The following is a 17095-nucleotide window of genomic DNA, read 5'->3' on the forward strand; positions in this document are numbered from 1 at the left end:
GGCTTAACCATACAACACCCAAGGGGTTTTAGCGGACTCAAAGTAAGAACATTGAATGTGTAAGAGAAGCTAGTCAGACATTTTCCCAGATTTTCGTTTTTCGCTTAGGCGGGAAACACAACAAAATTTGCTTGGCGACCATAGCGTTATGGACCCACCTGACTCCATGCCGAACTCAGTAGTGAAACGTAACAGCGCCGATGGTAGTGTGGGGTCTCCCCATGTGAGAGTAGGACATCGCCAGGCTTCAAATTCGAATCTGTCTATTTTCAATAGACGGGTTATATAACAAAGCAGTATTCAGTAAGACTTTGTTGAAGAAAAATTCGCTGATATAGCTCAGTTGGTAGAGTGCACCCTTGGTAAGGGTGAGGTCCCCAGTTCGAATCTGGGTATCAGCACCAGCTTTAAAAATTTTTCTGGCAGCCATAGCGTAATGGTACCACCTGATCCCATGCCGAACTCAGAAGTGAAACGTTGCTGCGCCGATGGTAGTGTGGGGTCTCCCCATGTGAGAGTAGGTCACTGCCAGATACCTCTTCAAACCCGTAGCGGAAACGCTGCGGGTTTTTTCGTATATGCACGCCAAATTCAATTCTCATAAATAGTCTTGAAGAGATGTTTCGGATGATATAGGGTTAATGGAATTCTAGACGTCTATACATCTTAAGAAGGGAGTGCTTTAAGATGCCCATTAAAATTCCTGATCAACTGCCCGCGGCCAGTACATTGCGTCAGGAAAACATCTTCGTGATGCCTGAAACTCGCGCTGCAAACCAAAGCATTCGTCCTCTTAAAGTTTTGCTACTCAATCTCATGCCAAAGAAGATTGAGACTGAAACGCAGTTCATGCGTTTGTTATCAAACAGTCCACTTCAAATTGATGTAGAGCTTCTACGGATAGATGACAGGCCAAGCAAAAACACACCAACGGAGCACCTTGATACCTTCTATCGTCAATTTCAGATGATCAGAGAGCGTAACTTCGATGGGTTAATCGTAACAGGTGCACCGCTAGGTCTTGTTCAATTTGAAGATGTTATTTATTGGGATCACCTACAAGATATTATGACGTGGGCTAAAGACCATGTGACGTCGACCTTGTATGTCTGCTGGGCAGCTCAAGCGGGATTGAAGTTACTGTACGACTTGCCAAAGAAAACCCGAAAAGAAAAACTGTCTGGTGTGTATTGGCACAATACCAATAAAGAACACAGCCATAACCCGATCCTTCGTGGCTTTGATGATGCATTCTTAGCGCCACACTCTCGTTATGCAGATTTCTCTCCAGACTTTCTTGCTGAACACACGGATCTTGATATTTTGGCGACATCGTCAACGGCAGGAACGTATTTGGCGGCGACAAAGGATAAGCGTAACGTGTTTGTCACGGGTCATCCAGAGTACGATCCACTGACCTTACATAATGAATATGTACGAGACGTGGGGGAAGGAATGGAGCCACCTATTCCTGTGAATTATTACCCTGATGACGATCCATCAAAAGACCCGTATGTGAGCTGGCGCAGCCATGGCTACATGTTGTTTTCCAATTGGTTGAACTACTGTGTTTACCAGCAAACACCATTCGACCTGGATCACTTCTCAGAAGACGCATTCACCAAAGACGAAGACGCGTAAATTACCAATCCAACGATCCAAAAAAAGCCTGCTTAAAGCAGGCTTTTTCGTGTCTATTTTGGAGCTTGAAGAGAACGGTTATTCCACCTTCTTCTCTACGGCATGTTCATTTTGTGTTGGCACGCGCGGCTTAATTGCCATGTCCCTTTCGGCCACTTTCGCTTTCTCAATCATTTTCGTTATCGTCGAGCCCTGCACGAGAATTGAGAACACGACCACGGCGTAAGTCATGACAAGAATGATCTCTCGTACATCGATATCTTTCTCCGGCAAGACCATATAGCCTGCGGGTACCGCCATTGCCATCGCAATGGCCAAGCCACCACGCAGCCCCCCCCAAGTAAGAATTCGCACGGCGAACGGGTTGTAATCGCGATAGCGGTTAAAACCAACATAGCAAAGGCGAACACTCAAATAACGCGCGAGAAGCACCAAAGGCACAGCGAAAGCCATGATGATCCAATCTTCTTTGTGGAAGCTAAAGGTCAACATACTCAGGCCAATTAATAAGAACAACACCCCATTTAGGAACTCATCAACCAGCTCCCAGAAATGATCGAGGTGGTCTTCGCTTTCCTTGGAGAAACCAATATAGCGTGTCCAGTTTCCAATCATGATACCGGCAACCACCATGGCCAATGGACCAGATACGCCAATCAAGCCTGCGAATACATAACCAGCAGTTGGAATACCGAGGGTTAGCAGTAACTCCATAGAATGGTCGTCGGTGTTTGAAATAAGATAATGGAACAAGAGCCCAAGTAAGAATCCGTAAACAATGCCGCCAATCGCTTCATGCAAGAAGAGTTCAACAACACCCAATGCCGTTGGTGTTTCTGTACCGAAGGCGATCGTAAATAAGGTGATGAAGATGACCAAACCAAATCCGTCATTGAATAATGATTCACCTTCAATCTGAGTCGATATACGTTTTGGCGCGTCTAGTTTTTTAACGATGGCAAGAACAGCGATGGGGTCTGTTGGTGAAATCAAGGAGCCAAAAAGAAGGCAGTAGATAAAATCAAACTGAATCCCGATGAGCTGGAAGAACAACCAGGCAGCACCGCCGATAAAGAAGGTGGAGACCAAGGTTGCCCCTAGGGCAAGAACCGTGATTTCCCATTTCTGATCTTTTAAGTTTGGGAGTTTGACTCCGAGACCACCTGCGAACAGAAGAAATCCAAGCACACCTTTTAGCAAAAAGTCATCAAAGTGCACTTCGTTGAGAGTCTCTGCGGCCAAGTCTTTTAAATCAAACCAGTTGTTCTGGCCTGAAATCACGATACCGAGAGAGAGAATCAGTGCGCCAGCAGTGATTGCAATGGTTGTTTGCATTTGACCAATTTTGCTATTGATAAATGCAATAGCCATGGCAGCGGCTGCGAGAAAGCACAGTGTTGTATAGACGGTCATAGGTGACCTCATGTTAGCGAAAAAAGGAGAACCCAAAAATTTGTAACGAAATATAGATCTATGCGAGCAAGAAAACTACAACAAATCCGAGTGTTTTCAGGGATCGGCTGAGAGTGAGAAGCGAATAGACGTCTAGATTTCCAATTAAGCTATGTTACTATGCAATTAGCGAGCAATTTAAGAAGGAATTTGTGGCTGTGAGTAGTAAGGACATACTAAAAAAACTGTTGGCTGAGCGCATTCTCATTATTGATGGCGGTATGGGCACCATGATCCAGGACTACAAACTGGATGAGTCTGATTACCGTGGTGAGCGTTTTTCTGATTGGCATTCTGATCTAAAGGGTAACAATGACCTTTTAGTCCTGACGCAGCCAGCGCTCATTAAACAAATTCATGCTGAGTACCTGGAAGCGGGTGCAGACATTCTTGAGACCAACACCTTTAATGCCACCACGATTGCCATGGCCGACTACGACATGGAATCGCTTAGTTCGGAAATCAATCTAGAAGCGGCAAAGCTTGCCCGCGAAGTTGCTGATGAATGGACGGCAAAAAATCCCGATAAACCGCGTTTTGTTGCTGGCGTACTTGGTCCAACGAACCGCACCTGCTCTATTTCCCCTGATGTGAATGATCCGGGCTATCGAAACGTTACATTTGATCAATTGGTTGAAGCCTACTCTGAATCCACGCGTGCGTTGATTGCTGGCGGTGCAGACATCATCTTGGTCGAAACTATTTTTGATACCTTGAACGCCAAAGCGTGTACCTTTGCTGTCGAGACGGTATTTGACGAAGACGGTATTGAACTGCCTGTTATGATTTCAGGCACGATCACCGATGCATCCGGTCGTACCCTGTCTGGTCAAACGACCGAAGCTTTTTATAACTCCCTACGACACGTTAAACCTATTTCCTTTGGCCTTAACTGTGCGTTGGGTCCTGATGAATTGCGTCAATACGTTGAAGAACTGTCACGTATTTCTGAGTGTTCTGTGTCTGCTCACCCCAATGCGGGTTTACCAAATGCATTCGGTGAATACGACCTCAGCCCTGAAGACATGGCTGAACACATCGCGGAGTGGGCACAAAGTGGTTTCTTAAACCTGGTGGGGGGCTGTTGTGGTACGACACCTGAACACATTCGAAAAATGGCGGAAGCTACTCGTAATGTGAAACCGAGAACGCTTCCGGATTTGCCAAAGTACTGTCGCTTGTCTGGCCTTGAGCCATTGACGATTGCGCCCGACACCTTATTCATTAATGTGGGTGAACGTACTAACGTGACGGGTTCGGCCCGCTTCAAGCGCCTCATTAAAGAAGAGCTTTATGATGAAGCATTAGAAGTCGCGCGTCAGCAGGTCGAGGCGGGTGCACAGATCATCGATATCAACATGGATGAAGGCATGTTGGATGCGGAAGCAGCCATGGTGCGTTTCCTCAACTTGTGTGCGACAGAGCCTGAGATCTCGAAAGTTCCCATCATGGTCGATTCATCAAAATGGGAAATCTTAGAAGCTGGGTTGAAATGTGTGCAGGGCAAGCCCATCGTTAACTCGATTTCGATGAAAGAAGGAGTCGAGAAATTCATTGAGCAAGCCAAGTTAATTCGTCGCTATGGCGCAGCGGTTATCGTGATGGCGTTTGATGAAGTGGGTCAGGCGGATACCCGTGAGCGTAAAACCGAAATCTGTACCGAAGCCTATAACATCTTAGTCAATGAGGTGGGCTTCCCACCAGAAGACATCATCTTCGACCCGAACATTTTTGCAGTGGCGACGGGCATTGAAGAGCACAACAACTACGCGGTCGACTTTATTGAGGCGGTCGGTGATATCAAACGCACCCTACCACATGCGATGGTTTCGGGCGGCGTGTCGAATGTGTCATTCTCATTTCGTGGTAACAACCCTGTTCGTGAAGCGATTCACGCTGTTTTCCTTTATTACTGTTTTAAAAACGGCATGGACATGGGGATCGTCAACGCAGGTCAGCTTGCGATTTATGACGATCTTCCTGATGAACTTCGTGAGGCAGTGGAAGACGTTGTATTGAATCGACGCGATGATGGTACAGAGCGTCTTCTTGATATTGCAGACAAATACCGCGGGACGGGTGAGGTTAAAGAGGATCGCACGGCGCAAGAGTGGCGCGGTTGGGACGTTGAGAAGCGTTTATCGCATGCCTTGGTGAAAGGGATCACCGAATTTATCGTTGAAGATACGGAAGAAGCCCGCGCGAAAGCAAGTAAGCCCCTTGAAGTGATTGAAGGCCCATTGATGGCAGGCATGAACGTGGTGGGTGATTTATTCGGTGAAGGTAAGATGTTCTTGCCGCAGGTGGTGAAATCCGCACGCGTGATGAAACAGGCGGTTGCCTACCTCGAACCTTATATCAATGCTGAAAAACAAGCAGGGCAAACTAACGGTAAGATTCTCTTAGCCACAGTGAAAGGCGATGTGCATGACATTGGTAAGAATATCGTGGGCGTGGTGTTGCAGTGTAATAACTACGAAATCATTGATCTTGGCGTCATGGTGTCTTGTGACAAAATCTTGCAGGTTGCCAAAGAAGAGAATGTCGACATTATTGGCTTGAGTGGCCTGATCACTCCATCGCTTGACGAAATGGTGCACGTTGCCAAAGAGATGGAACGCCGTGGTTTTGATTTACCACTGCTGATTGGTGGAGCCACCACCTCAAAAGCGCACACGGCAGTTAAGATTGAAGAAAACTACCACGCGCCTGTGGTGTATGTGTCTAATGCATCCCGCGCAGTGGGTGTTTGTTCGGCGCTGTTGTCAGACGAACATCGTCCTGCATTTGTCGAGCGTACAAAGGCTGAGTATGTGACCGTACGTGAACAACATGCGCGTAAGAAGCCGCGTACGCCACCTGTCACTCTTGAAGAAGCACGTGCAAATAAAGTGCCGATTGATTGGGATGCTTACATGCCACCCGTGCCTAATAAGCCCGGAGTGCATGTGTTTACTGATTTCCCAGTCTCGAAAATTCGCAAATATATCGACTGGACACCATTTTTCATGACCTGGTCGCTTAGCGGAAAGTACCCAACAATTTTGCGCCATGAAGTGGTGGGTGAAGAAGCGCAGCGTCTGTTTGATGATGCCAATGCAATATTGGATGACATAGAACGCACAGGCATGATCAAAGCCAATGGCGTGTGTGGCTTGTTCCCAGCCAATAGCGTGGATGACGATGTTGAGGTTTACACCGATGAATATCGTACTGAGGTTTTCACCGTGTTGAATGGCTTGCGTCAGCAAACGAAAAAGCCAAAAGGTCCTAACTACTGCTTGTCGGATTACATTGCGCCGAAAGAGAGTGGTAAGGCTGACTGGATTGGCGCATTTGCCGTAACAGGTGGTATTGGCGAATACGACATCGCAGAGCAGTTCAAAGCGAAAGGCGACGATTACAACGCCATTATGGTTCAAGCGGTTGCTGACCGTTTGGCGGAAGCATTTGCTGAGTACATGCATGAAGCCGTGCGTAAAGAAATTTGGGGCTATGCACCTGATGAAGCATTGGCAAACGAAGATCTGATCCGTGAAAAGTATCAAGGTATTCGTCCTGCACCGGGTTATCCTGCATGCCCTGAGCATACAGAGAAAGGCAAGATTTGGAGCTTGTTGGATGCAGAAGCAAACACTGGCATGATCCTTACTGAAAGCTATGCAATGTGGCCAGGTGCTGCGGTATCGGGTTGGTATTTCTCGCACCCTGAATCGCGCTACTTTGCGGTTGCACAGATCCAAGAGGATCAGCGAGACAGCTACGCCGATCGTAAAGGATGGGATTTGATCGAAGCCGATAAATGGCTAGGGCCGAATCTGGGCTAGTGTTCGTAACCTAACTTATTATGAACGATACAAAAGGCGCTCATTGAGCGCCTTTTCTGTGTCTACTATTGTCTTTATCGTCTACCACATGAAAGAGGCGATAAGGTTTAGTTCTCAAACAACTCTTTATGAAGGGCTTTCACCACGTCTTTCGAATCACTGGTGCTGGTTAAAAAGCACAGGTTGTGACTACTGGCACCATAACAAATCATGCGAAGGTTATAGTCCTCCAGCGATCCAAAGATCTTCGCTGCCGCACCGCGAGACTCACCCATATGATTGCCGATCAGCGCGACGAGGCACATATCTTGTTCCACGGTGACTTTGCACAGTTTAGCGAGTTCTTTCTCTGCCCCCTCAGGTAGCGTTGGCGCGCCCCCTTTTGTATTGGTTTGATCCAAGGTTAAGGAAACACTGACTTCCGATGTCGTAATGAGATCGACAGAGACTTTATGCTTAGCCAGAATATTGAACACTTCGGCTAAAAAGCCATAAGCGTGGAACATGTTCAGGCTGGTCAATGTCACCATGGTTTGGTTGCAACGCAAGGCTAACGCGCGAAATAGCGGAGAGTGTTCCGCGGTATGTCGAATCCACGTACCGCCCTGGTCTGGAGCTTTTGACGAACCGACAAAAACAGGGATATCGTGTCGCATCGCCGGTACTAGGGTTGATGGGTGCAAAATCTTGGCACCAAAATTTGCCATTTCGGACGCTTCGCTAAAGCTAATTTCAGCAATAGGTTTTGCTGCGGGCGCAATGCGAGGATCCGTACTGTAGATCCCCGGTACGTCCGTCCAGATCTCCAAGGATGTAGCTTGCACGGCTTCAGCGAGCAAGGCGGCACTGTAATCAGAACCACCACGTCCTAGGGTCGTAGTGTTGCCATCGTTGTCAGCACCGATGAAACCTTGAGTGACGACGACTTTTGTTTCGCATAGCGGGCGAAGAATACCTTGTGCGTGAAAAGCGGTCTCAATTAAATCTGGCGTCGCTTTACCAAAGACATTGTCTGTTTTCAGAATTTGTCGGACATCGACACGTTCGGCCTCGAGGCCTTGTGCATTAAGTAAGTGCGCAAAAATATGGGTCGACATCAATTCGCCACAAGCAACAAGGCTGTCGGTGAGGCTATCTGAAGGAGCATTTGCTGCAGCCGTTGCAAAAGTCGCCACTTCATCAAGCACTTCATTGACGGCGTGAGCGACCTCGGTGCTTTCAGGCAATTGCTCCAAAATGTTGAAATGAATATCAGCAAGCTTTGCTAACACTTCTTGCTGACGCTTCGCATCGGCAACACCATTTGCCAATTCAACCAGTAGATTAGTAACGCCTGAACAGGCGCTAATAACAACCAATCGAGTGTCAGAATTCCTTTTGATCACCGATGCGCTGTTAGACATAGCAGCGTAATCGGCGACACTCGTGCCGCCAAACTTTGCGACATTTAATGCGTTCACTTCCTTTTCTCTCCCACAATCGCGAATGGAGTTATCCAAAAATAACGAAATTTAAAATAGTTGAAATGCAAAAAAACAGCAGGAGGGCGTGTAGGGAAGAAAAGTGACTTCTCCAGAAGCGCTCCATCTCATCAGAGATGACAATCCGAAGGATTCAACCTTCTAGACCGACAACCCTAACCCCCAAGGTTAGGTGTTATCTCGGCGTCTTATCCCCTGATCGGTTTGCATAGGAGTTGGGGCTCCGCAAACAGACTGCCTGATAGACGCGCCTCTTCTGCGTTTATACGATGAAGATTTCAACGTATAAAATTTGCTCTCTATTGATAATGTTTTGTAATGACTTTGTCAATTATAGATTGCGAGCTTTTGCCGCTCTTTTCGATCTTGTCGAGTAACTGGACCATGATCGAGGTAGAGATAATGCATGCTTAGGGGTTTGGCAAACACGCATCCAGTGATAGGGTAAGGCTACGAATGGAAGCTTATGGAGAACTAACAATGACAATATCCAGATTTATTCCGCCACAACGGACTTTGATGGGGCCGGGCCCTTCAGACGTCTCGCCGCGGGTATTACAAGCCCTATCACAGCCAACCATTGGGCATCTTGACCCCTTGTTTGTGGGGATGATGGATGAGGTCAAAGCGTTACTTCAATATGCTTTCCAAACTGAAAACCCCTTTACGATAGCAGTCTCTGCCCCTGGCAGTGCAGGGATGGAAGCGTGTTTTGTTAATCTGATTGAAGCGGGCGATACTGTGATCGTGTGCCGTAACGGTGTGTTTGGCGATCGCATGCGAGAAAACGTTGAGCGCTGCGGCGCAACTGCAGTCATGGTAGACGATGAATGGGGCAAGCCCGTTGACCCAGCCAAAGTCGAACAAGCATTACGTGATAATCCTCAAGCCTCAGTATTGGCATTTGTGCATGCGGAAACTTCTACGGGTGCACTCAGCGATGCGAAGGCATTATCAGCTTTGGCGAAAGAGCATGATTGCCTGACCATCGTTGATGCGGTGACCTCTTTGGGTGGCGTCCCTTTGTTGGTGGACGAATGGCAACTGGATGCGGTTTATTCTGGCAGCCAGAAATGTTTGTCATGTGTGCCTGGTCTGTCGCCTGTTACTTTTTCACCTCGCGCGGTCGAAAAAATGCAGAAACGCGAGCAGAAAGTACAGAGCTGGTTTTTAGACCAGAGCTTGGTGCTGGGTTACTGGAGTGGAGAAGGCAAGCGAAGCTATCACCATACAGCGCCGGTAAACAGCTTGTATGCCCTTCACGAGTCACTGTTGATGTTACAACAGGAAGGTTTAGAGAATGCATGGCAACGCCATCACGATATGCATGAATTGCTCAAATCAGAACTGGAAGCGTTGGGCATTGCGTTTCTTGTTGAAGCGCCTTATCGCCTACCACAACTGAATGCGGTCGCAATTCCTGATGGTGTTGATGATGCCAGTGTACGCAGTCGTTTATTGAACGAGTACAACCTAGAAATTGGTGCAGGGCTTGGCGCCTTAGCAGGCAAAGCTTGGCGTATTGGTTTGATGGGACATACCGCGAGAAAAGAGAATATTGCGCTGTGTGCCAAAGCACTCAAGGATGTGCTGGGTTAGTCAGTTCTTTGCTGTGATAACTTCATCAAGTACGAAGATGAGCATAAAAAAACGCCTAAGAAGGCGTTTTTTTATGCTCGCTATTTATCACGCCAATGGTGATTACTCGCTAAAGGTTGGTTGAAACACGCGATGGGGGAACAGCGCATTCGCCTCTTGCTGAATATGCATTGCCATTGTCTTGTTGCCTGTCAGCATGGCGAGCTCGATCAATGACTGGTAACCCTCCGGACTAGGGATTTTGGTTAATCGACGAACTTGCTGATGCAAATATGCTTCTTGGGCTTGTTTATCTCTGCGTTCAACACTGCGAAGAAATGCGCGCTTACCTGCCTCTTCCTGAAAGAAGTCATTCCACCAAGGGTGAATTTGGTATTGGCGGAGTTTTTTGTCGTTGATTTGATAAGTATGAAGCGCTTGCCCTCCTAAATAGACAGAGCTCAGCACCAGCGTTGATGCCACAAGGAGGGTGGCAGAACCAAGCAGTTTTATTGAGATAGCAGAGCGAATCGAGGTGCGTTCATAGCGTGTGGAAAGGTTGTCCACCCAATAGAGCAGCACCATCAACAGTAAGGCGAGGGTCGGATTCACCGCGATAAAAGGCGTCAAGGTGATGCCGACGAGAGATGGCAACATGATGGCGGTCAGCATAAGGCGAGTACCCCATGGTGCGTCCATCAAACGGCGAACAATCAAGATAACAAACAGACTAAAACTTACAATAAATGCAAGGCCACCTTCGGCAAGTAGTCGGGCTAACCAGCTTGGTGGAAACGGCTGAACGGGCAGTACATTCTGAGTGCTAATACCAAAAAGCAGTTGTGATCTCACTTGCTGGCCTAGTCCTACTCCCTCAAATTGTGCGCTCTTTAATACCGCTAGCAGCTGTTCTACCGCACTGAATTCTTGTGCTGAGTAGCGAGGTGCGAACAAAGCGCCAGAACTTAGCCACCCTGCATAGCCTGCAATCAAAAAGCCCAACAACAACGCGCAGTTCCAAAGGCCATGGTGAAGTTTGCGACTAAAGCGATAGAGAAAAGGCTGAGTCAGAATGATGATAAGCAGTACGACTGTCACAAGCCAAGGTTGCCCAAGTGCCATCAGTGTTGGCACGACGATAAGTGGTGTAGCCAGCAGGATGACATGGACGGGGACTAAGTTGCGTTTGTATACCCGTGTTCTAGCAAGTAAATAGGCCGACAATGCGAGTGAGGTGAGCAAAACAATACTTGCGGTATCTTGTTGAAGGTTATTGGCTTGTTGCTCTGCATCTTGCCAACCGAAGTGGCTTACTAGTGATGGCATAAAAAAGAGCAAAGCGATCAACCAGCCAGACATTAATGGAAGCCACAATAAATATTGACGTTGTAGATGGTTAAAACTGAATTGCTGCAGGGTGCAAAAGAATAGGAGAGCAATAACAATGCTGGATGCGTGCCACAGCGCAGCATTCAAGTCGGCATGCTGATAGAAAGCAGGCAGCAAGGCAATGAATGCGCAAAGAGACAACCACCGAGTCAGTGATGTCGTGGATATCCGTTTTTGCCGTGCAACTTCCCATAAACCGAAACAAACAATGGCGACAGCTGATAATAATGTCAGTGCGATCGATGGATGCTGAATGCCAGAAACAACAAGCTGGATCTGATTCAAGGGAAGACAAAACAGAAACAGGGCAGCCATGGCGATCAGCACGGGCTTCACCAAAGGTTTTTTGGCCACCAATGATGGCCAATGAAACTGGAATCGAGTTGTTGGCATGGTTAACTTATCTTGCACCTGTCATGAGTGATTGTCGGCTCACCGTCGATTCTAACTGAGTAAAGGTTTCAAGAAACGGGCAGTGTGCGACTCTTTCGATTTTGCCACTTGTTCAGGTGTGCCTTCAGCAATGATCATACCACCGCCACTGCCACCTTCAGGGCCTAAATCCACAATCCAATCCGCGGTTTTGATTACATCTAAGTTATGTTCGATGACAACGATAGTATTGCCATGGTCACGTAGTCGATGCAATACATTCAACAGTTGCTGAATGTCATGGAAGTGAAGACCCGTTGTAGGTTCATCCAAGATATATAATGTTTTACCTGTATCGCGTTTAGACAGCTCTCTTGCCAGTTTAACACGTTGAGCTTCACCACCGGATAAGGTTGTCGCTGCTTGACCAAGGCGGATATAAGACAGACCCACATCCATTAAGGTCTGGAGTTTTCGGGCTATTGCTGGCACAGCGTCAAAGTACTCTCGAGCATCTTCAACCGTCATCTCTAGGACTTCGTCGATGGTTTTGCCTTTGTAACGGATTTCTAAAGTCTCGCGGTTATATCGCTTACCCTTACATGCGTCACACGGAACGTAAACATCAGGTAGGAAGTGCATTTCCACTTTGATGACACCATCACCTTGGCAGGCTTCACAACGGCCGCCTTTAACATTGAAACTAAAGCGTCCGACTTTATAGCCGCGCGCGCGGGATTCTTGTGTCCCTGCGAACAGCTCTCGGATTGGTGTGAAAATACCGGTGTACGTCGCGGGGTTAGAGCGTGGGGTACGACCGATCGGGCTTTGGTCAATGTCGATGACTTTGTCGAAGTGATCAATCCCTTCGATATCTTTAAATGGCGCAGGTTCGCCAGTCGTTGCGCCGTTTAAGCGCTGGTGGGCAATCTTATAAAAGGTGTCATTGATGAGTGTGGATTTGCCTGAACCAGACACGCCAGTGACACAGGTAAACAGACCAACAGGAAGTGTTAGATTGACGCTTCTCAGGTTATTGCCTGATGCTCCTTTTAACTTTACGACTTGTTTTTTGTCATAAGGGACGCGTTGAGTTGGGATCTCGATCCTTTTCTTTCCACTGAGGTATTGACCCGTCAGTGAATTTTCGTTGGCAATAATGTCGTCATATGTCCCTTCCGCCACGACAAAGCCGCCATGAACGCCAGCACCTGGGCCAATATCAATGATGTGGTCTGCGGCGCGAATGGCGTCTTCATCATGCTCAACAACCAGCACGGTGTTGCCAAGATTACGGAGGTGGTTCAGGGTACTTAATAGACGTTCATTGTCGCGCTGGTGGAGGCCAATTGAGGGTTCGTCCAATACATACATGACGCCCACTAAGCCTGCGCCAATTTGGCTCGCTAAGCGAATACGCTGCGCTTCGCCACCGGAGAGTGTGTCTGCACTGCGTGATAAGTTGAGGTAGTTTAAACCGACATTGACCAAAAAGTGCAGTCGGTCGTGGATCTCTTTCATGATCTTATCGGCAATCTGAGCACGTTGTCCCGTCAGTGAAAGATCAGCAAAAAACGTCAAGGCATCATGGATACTCATCTCGCTCACAGCAGGCAAGTTGGTATCGCCAATAAACACATGACGTGCTTCTTCGCGAAGACGAGACCCACCGCAGCTTGAACAAGGCTTATTGGCGATGTATTTCGCCAGTTCTTCTCTAACCGCCATGGATTCGGTATCACGATAGCGACGATTGAGGTTATTCAAAATACCTTCGAACGGGTGCTTGCGTACAGTGAGGTCGCCGCGATCATTGACGTATTTAAATGCGATATCGGTTTTACCCGAGCCATCGAGTACGACATCACGAATGGCATCAGGCAAGTCTTGCCATGGCGTTTCAATATCGAATTTGTAATGTTCTGCCAGCGAGGTCAGCATTTGAAAATAGTAAAAATTACGACGATCCCAGCCTCGTATCGCTCCACCAGCCAAACTTACGGCTTCGTTTTGCACGACGCGGTTTTCATCAAAATACTGCTGAACACCAAGACCGTCACAGGTTGGGCAAGCGCCTGCTGGGTTATTGAATGAGAACAGCCGAGGCTCTAGCTCTTGCATGCTGTAGCCACAATGTGGACAGGCGAAGTTGGCAGAGAACACCATATCTTCACCGTCACCATCCATATGGCTCACGACGGCGGTGCCGCCAGTTAATTCTAGCGCTGTTTCAAAAGATTCAGCCAAACGCTGCTGCAGATCATCGCGAACTTTAAAGCGGTCAACGACCACTTCGATGGTGTGCTTCTTGTGAAGTTCTAGTGTTGGAGGATCGGATAAGTCGCACACTTCACCGTCGATACGTGCGCGGATAAAGCCATGGGCTACCAAATTCTCGAGTGTTTTAACGTGCTCGCCTTTACGCTCCTTCACAATGGGTGCCAGCAACATGAGCTTGGTGCCTTCTTCAAGCTCAAGCGCCTTATCGACCATTTGGCTCACTGTCTGCGCTTCTAGCGTCACATCGTGAGTCGGGCAGCGTGGATCACCAACACGGGCGAAAAGGAGTCGTAAATAGTCGTAGATTTCGGTAATCGTCCCCACAGTAGAACGTGGATTGTGTGAGGTCGACTTTTGCTCGATAGAAATCGCAGGGGAGAGGCCATCAATGTGGTCGACGTCAGGCTTTTCCATCAGCGACAAGAATTGACGCGCATAGGCAGACAGTGACTCTACATATCGACGCTGGCCTTCTGCGTACAAGGTGTCAAATGCGAGAGAGGATTTCCCTGAACCAGAAAGCCCCGTGATTACAATCATCTTGTCACGAGGAATGGTTAGGTTAATGTTTTTCAGGTTATGGGTGCGAGCCCCTCTGACGTCAATTGTATCCATGTCTACCTTGCCTGCGAGTCAGAGTTGATTCTGACGAAAAACGGATGAAAGAAAGTATCCCACAATATTGCATAATGAAAAAGAAGAAAGCTGTATAAATATACAGCTTTCTTTGGTTCTACATTGATACTTTTAAACGTGAAGTGAATGAGAGACGATCACTAGCACTTCACTGTTTTTTGAGGTTGCTTTGGTGCGTCAGATTGTAGGTAGATGTTTTGATAGCAGTAGTTGGTCGCTTCAATAAACCCTTCTACACTGCCACAGTCAAAGCGTTCACCTTTAAATTTGTACGCAAGAACACATCCGCTCTGTGCTTGTTGAAGCAATGCATCTGTGATTTGGATTTCGCCATTCTTACCTGGTTCAGTTTTTTCAAGAATGTCGAAAATGTCAGGGGTCAGAATGTAGCGACCAATTATGGCAAGGTTGCTAGGAGCGGTGCCGGGCTCTGGTTTCTCAACCATGTTATCAACGCGGTACAAGTCATCTTTGATCTCTTGTCCTGAAATCACACCGTATTTGTGTGTTTCGTCATCTGGCACTTCTTCGACAGCCACGATTGAACAACGAAACTGCTTGTAGAGTGCAACCATTTGAGACAATACACCTTCGTCTTGGTTAACACATAAGTCATCAGCGAGAACGACAGCAAAAGCTTCATCACCGACCAAATCACGTCCTGTCAGGATAGCATGCCCTAAACCGCGCATTTCTTTTTGACGGATATAGGTAAATGATGCCGCATCGATGGTAGCTCGGATATCTTCAAGCAACGCTTCTTTGTTGGTGCCCTTGATTTGATGCTCAAGTTCGTAGTTTTTATCGAAATGATCCATCAGGCTGTGCTTTCCTCGGCCTGTGACAATGCACATGCCGTCAATACCCGCTTCAATCGCTTCATCTACACCGTACTCAATCAATGGTTTATTGACGATAGGCATCATCTCTTTAGGCATTGATTTGGTGGCAGGCAAAAATCGAGTTCCGTAACCCGCAGCCGGAAATAGGCACTTCTTAATCATCAGATATCCTTAAAATTTACGTCCAACTAACTGTAAGTCATATTATTTTTTCATGAGCGATGGAATGTTACCACTAACTCATGGTGATTTGTTGCATTCTTGGGTATGAAAATTGGTTAGCCAATAGGCCAAAAACCAAGCCGTTGTTTAACTTTACTTAATGCCAGCAAGTTTTGCGTACTAACACCAACACTGACTGCAACCGCTGCACCGAGTATTCCCCATAAAGACGTCAATACAAGCATTAATGTCACTGTGAATATTCCAGCAAATACGGTGACATTCTTCATGTCTTTCTCATGGCCACACATGGTGAGCAAGAAACCGACTGAGCCGGTCATGACATTAATAGTCTGACCGATAGCGAGAATAACGAGCAATTGTCCTGATTGAGAAAACTCAGCTCCAAATAAAGACATGATGGCATCTGGCCAAATCAATACAAGCGCCAATACGGGAAATGAAAATGCAATCATCATTCGCGTTGACAGTTGTGCGAGTCTTTTTAGTTGCTCAAATTCCCCCGCATTGTACAACGCAGAAAAACGCGGTGCTGCGACGAAGTTTACGACCATGAGCATAAAACTGATCAACATGGATGTTCGTTGAGCTGCAGAGAAAAATGCCACTTCTTCGCTTGAGGCAAAATAGCCAACGATCACAACCGACGCCCAAGGTATGGCTTGCCCCGTTGCTGATATTAACCAGAGATTTGGCGCCGATTGCCAAAGCGAGGGCATGCGCAGGTTATCAAAGCTAACCTTACGGTCGGCTACCTTAAACCACATCCTGAGCCCTGAGATAACGACGATGGCAGAAGCGATAACATAGAGAACTGCTGCACTGCTTGATAAGGGTATCGTTTGGTAATGGGGGAGGTACAGAAGTGCGGGTAGAGTTAATACGGTGACGCCAAGCTGCATAGAGCAGACTGAGGCAATAACGTTTCGAGTCGCTTGTAGCGCATAGCCATTTAGGAAGAAAAGACTGATGAATGGAATGGCAAAAGCAAAATACTGCAGCGTAGCCGTGGCTTCGGGTTTGTTGAAGACGGAATCAGCGAGCCAGGGGGAGCTAAGAAAAACCGCGATAGCTGCGAGGGTTGAGGTCGGTAAGACCGCGACATAGGCATTCGTGAACACTTGGTTGGTTTGAGTGCTATCACCACTAACATGTGATTGACCGATAAAGCGAAGCAAGGCGTTATCCATGCCGAGCAAGCAGAGTGTTCCAAGTAATATAGCGAGACTCAAGCCAAGGAAGAATAGCCCTGACTGTTCTGCACCCAACACACGAGCAGCAACGACGCTAAGTAGAAAGGCTGCACCTGCGGCAAAGACGCGAAACAGAGCAGCGAGGGCGGCATGAACGAAAAACTGCCGACGCTCAGGTGCTAAGGATTGATAACGATTTATGAGAGCGGAAAACATGACTC

General features: G+C 47.5%; 9 protein-coding genes, 1 tRNA gene, 2 rRNA genes and 1 riboswitch. Of the genes, 6 read left to right on the top strand and 6 right to left on the bottom strand.

The annotated features are described in order from the left end of the window. Nucleotides 1-130: 130 nt before the first annotated feature. The 4 genes from rrf (L4D06_RS03580) to metA all read left to right on the top strand — a co-directional run bounded on the left by rrf (L4D06_RS03580) (nt 131) and on the right by metA (nt 1641). Nucleotides 131-246, top strand: a 5S ribosomal RNA gene (gene rrf / locus L4D06_RS03580). A gap of 82 nt (nt 247-328) precedes the next feature. Then, a tRNA-Thr gene (locus tag L4D06_RS03585) sits at nt 329-404 on the top strand. A gap of 14 nt (nt 405-418) precedes the next feature. Next, nucleotides 419-534 (top strand): 5S ribosomal RNA (gene rrf, locus L4D06_RS03590). 153 nt (nt 535-687) lie between these two features. After that, a complete protein-coding gene (gene metA / locus L4D06_RS03595; RefSeq protein ID WP_429737903.1) occupies nt 688-1641 on the top strand; it encodes a homoserine O-succinyltransferase MetA in 954 nt (317 codons plus the stop codon). 78 nt (nt 1642-1719) lie between these two features. Here the strand turns inward: metA and L4D06_RS03600 are convergent, their stop codons facing one another. Further along, complete coding sequence (locus L4D06_RS03600) at nt 1720-3054, bottom strand: cation:proton antiporter (protein WP_429737904.1); 1335 nt, start codon at nt 3052-3054, stop codon at nt 1720-1722. Nucleotides 3055-3245: 191 nt separating this feature from the next. On the opposite strand from L4D06_RS03600, the gene metH reads away from it, so the two are divergent. Further along, on the top strand, nt 3246-6920 hold the full coding sequence (gene metH / locus L4D06_RS03605) for a methionine synthase (protein WP_429737905.1): 3675 nt from the start codon (nt 3246-3248) through the stop codon (nt 6918-6920). A 107-nt stretch (nt 6921-7027) separates the two neighbouring features. On the opposite strand, the gene lysC is transcribed toward metH, so the two are convergent. Then, complete coding sequence (gene lysC / locus L4D06_RS03610; protein WP_429737906.1) at nt 7028-8380, bottom strand: lysine-sensitive aspartokinase 3; 1353 nt, start codon at nt 8378-8380, stop codon at nt 7028-7030. A 108-nt stretch (nt 8381-8488) separates the two neighbouring features. Then, nucleotides 8489-8665: riboswitch (Lysine riboswitch) on the bottom strand. Nucleotides 8666-8881: 216 nt separating this feature from the next. Here lysC and L4D06_RS03615 point away from each other — a divergent pair. Continuing rightward, nucleotides 8882-10000: a pyridoxal-phosphate-dependent aminotransferase family protein gene (locus tag L4D06_RS03615; protein ID WP_274162997.1), complete on the top strand. Its 1119-nt coding sequence runs from the start codon at nt 8882-8884 to the stop codon at nt 9998-10000. 102 nt (nt 10001-10102) lie between these two features. Here the strand turns inward: L4D06_RS03615 and L4D06_RS03620 are convergent, their stop codons facing one another. The 4 genes from L4D06_RS03620 to L4D06_RS03635 form a co-directional block, all read right to left on the bottom strand. Next, nucleotides 10103-11761, bottom strand: coding sequence for a Wzy polymerase domain-containing protein (locus tag L4D06_RS03620; protein ID WP_429737907.1), 1659 nt, complete (start codon nt 11759-11761; stop codon nt 10103-10105). A 51-nt stretch (nt 11762-11812) separates the two neighbouring features. Next, nucleotides 11813-14635 carry an excinuclease ABC subunit UvrA gene (gene uvrA, locus L4D06_RS03625; protein ID WP_274162995.1) on the bottom strand — a complete coding sequence of 941 codons (2823 nt, stop codon included), beginning with the start codon at nt 14633-14635 and terminating at the stop codon, nt 11813-11815. A 161-nt stretch (nt 14636-14796) separates the two neighbouring features. Further along, complete coding sequence (galU, locus tag L4D06_RS03630; RefSeq protein ID WP_429737908.1) at nt 14797-15660, bottom strand: UTP--glucose-1-phosphate uridylyltransferase GalU; 864 nt, start codon at nt 15658-15660, stop codon at nt 14797-14799. A 116-nt stretch (nt 15661-15776) separates the two neighbouring features. After that, nucleotides 15777-17090, bottom strand: coding sequence for a flippase (locus L4D06_RS03635; RefSeq protein WP_274162993.1), 1314 nt, complete (start codon nt 17088-17090; stop codon nt 15777-15779). Between the last annotated feature and the right edge of the window lie 5 nt (nt 17091-17095).

The organism is Enterovibrio makurazakiensis (genome assembly GCF_050336585.1).
GTDB classification, from domain to species: domain Bacteria; phylum Pseudomonadota; class Gammaproteobacteria; order Enterobacterales; family Vibrionaceae; genus Enterovibrio; species Enterovibrio gelatinilyticus.